The sequence below is a fragment of the Ramlibacter sp. genome, assembly GCF_035706265.1.
Classification (GTDB): domain Bacteria; phylum Pseudomonadota; class Gammaproteobacteria; order Burkholderiales; family Burkholderiaceae_C; genus Ramlibacter.
Genome location: NZ_DASSVG010000407.1, coordinates 1 through 2,111, shown reverse-complemented (window position 1 = coordinate 2,111; position 2,111 = coordinate 1). Strand labels below are relative to the sequence as shown.

Below are 2,111 nucleotides of genomic sequence, written 5' to 3'. Positions count from 1 at the left end.
GCGTCATCTGCGCCACCCCGGCCACGAAGGGCGCGAAGGTGCGCAGGAAGGGCATGAAGCGGGCCAGCACGATCGTGATGCCGCCGTACTTCTCGTAGAAGGCGTGCGCCTGCTCGAAGGCGTGCTTGTTGAAGAAGCGCGAGTGCTCCCACTGGAACACGCGCGGGCCGAAGTGGTGCCCGATGGTGTAGTTGCTCTGGTTGCCCAGCACCGCCGCGGCGATCAGCAGCGCCACCGAGAGCGGATAGTCCATCAGCCCCACGCCGCACAGCGCGCCCACCACGAACAGCAGCGAGTCGCCGGGCAGGAAGGGCATCACCACCACGCCCGTTTCCACGAAGATGACGAGGAACAACAGGGCATAGACCCAGGCGCCGTAATTCGTCACGAAATTCTCGAGGTAGCGGTCGACATGCAGGATGAAGTCGACCAGCAGCATCACCAGGTCCATGGGGCGCGATTATCGCCGGGCGCGCGCTCCTACAATGCCGGCGATGAGCGCCGTCCTCTCCCCCGCGCCGCGCCGGCCGATCCGCGAGCTGCCCGACGAGCTGGTGAGCCAGATCGCCGCCGGCGAGGTGGTGGAGCGCCCCGCTTCCGTGGTGCGCGAACTGGTGGACAACGCCCTCGACGCCGGTGCCAGCCAGGTCACTGTGCGGCTGCTGGCCGGCGGCGTGCGCCTGATCTCGGTGGAGGACGACGGCTGCGGCATCGCGCGCGAGGAATTGCCGCTGGCGCTGAAGCGCCACGCCACCAGCAAGATCGCCTCGCTGGCCGAGCTGGAGCAGGTGGCCACGATGGGCTTCCGCGGCGAGGCGCTGGCGGCGATCGCCTCGGTCTCCGAGCTGCACCTGCTCTCGCGCACGGCCGGCCAGGCCAGCGCCTTCCTGCTCGATGCGGCCAGCGGCGAGCTGCGGCCGGCCGCGCGCGCCACCGGCACCACGGTGGAAGTGAAGGAGCTGTTCTTCAGCACCCCGGCGCGGCGCAAGTTCCTCAAGACCGACGCCACCGAATTCGCGCACTGCCTGGAGGCCGTGCGCCGCCACGCGCTGGCGCGCCCCGACGTGGGCTTCGCCGTCTGGCACGAAGGCAAGCTGTGCGAGCAGTGGCGGCCCGCCAGCCGCGACCAGCGCCTGGCCGACGTGCTGGGCGAGGAGTTCCTCGCCAACAGCGTCGCCATCGACCACGCCGCGGGGCCGCTGCGCGTGCGCGGCCGCGCGGGCATTCCCGATGCGGCGCGCGCGCGCGCCGACTGGCAGTTCGCCTACGTCAACGGCCGCTACGTGCGCGACAAGGTGATCGCGCATGCGGCGCGCAGCGCCTACGAGGACCTGCTGCACGGCCAGCGCCAGCCGGTCTATGCGCTGCACCTGGAGATCGATCCGGCCCGGGTGGACGTGAACGTGCACCCGACCAAGATCGAGGTGCGCTTCCGCGACGGCCGCGAGGTGCACCAGGCGGTGCGGCATGCGGTGGAGTCGGCGTTGTCGGCGCCGCGGGCCGCAGCGGCGGGTTCGCAGCCCGCGCAGCCGCCGCTCGCGTTGTCGCCGACGCCGGCGCAGCCCGCACCGGCGCCGGCGTGGCGGCAGCCGGGGATTGCGTTCGCGCCGCGGGTGGGGGAGGCGGTGCAGGATCTGGGGGCGCTCTGGGGTGACACTCGCGCCGGCGAGGCTGACGCCCCCGTAGGCTGGGCTGACGCAGGAAGCCCAGCGCTCGGCGAGCGCAGCGAAGGCGGGGTTCCTTCGTCACCCCAATGGCCCCTCGGCAAAGCCATCGCCCAACTCCACGGCATCTACATCCTGGCCGAGAACGCCCAGGGCCTGATCGTGGTCGACATGCACGCCGCCCACGAGCGCATCGTCTACGAGCGCCTCAAGACCCAGATGGACGCACAGGCGATCCGCTCGCAGCCGCTGCTGATCCCCGTCACCTTCGCCGCCACGCCGGCCGAAGTGGCCACGGCGGAGGCCTGCCAGGCCACCCTCGAAACCCTCGGCCTGCAGGTCACGCCCTTCACGCCGAAGACCCTTGCCGTGCGCGCCGTGCCGGCCGCGCTGGCGCAGGGCGACGCGGTCGAACTCGCGCGCAGCGTGCTCGCCGAGCTGGCGCAG

2 protein-coding genes are annotated in these 2,111 nt (G+C 71.8%); one reads left to right on the top strand and one right to left on the bottom strand.

Annotated elements, in window-relative coordinates:
• The coding region (locus VFM98_RS14590; RefSeq protein ID WP_325110639.1) for a VTT domain-containing protein at positions 1 to 451 on the bottom strand (451 nt) is incomplete at its 3' end.
• Positions 452 to 494: 43 nt separating this feature from the next.
• On the opposite strand from VFM98_RS14590, the gene mutL reads away from it, so the two are divergent.
• The coding region (gene mutL, locus VFM98_RS14585) for a DNA mismatch repair endonuclease MutL (protein ID WP_325110638.1) at positions 495 to 2,111 on the top strand (1,617 nt) is incomplete at its 3' end.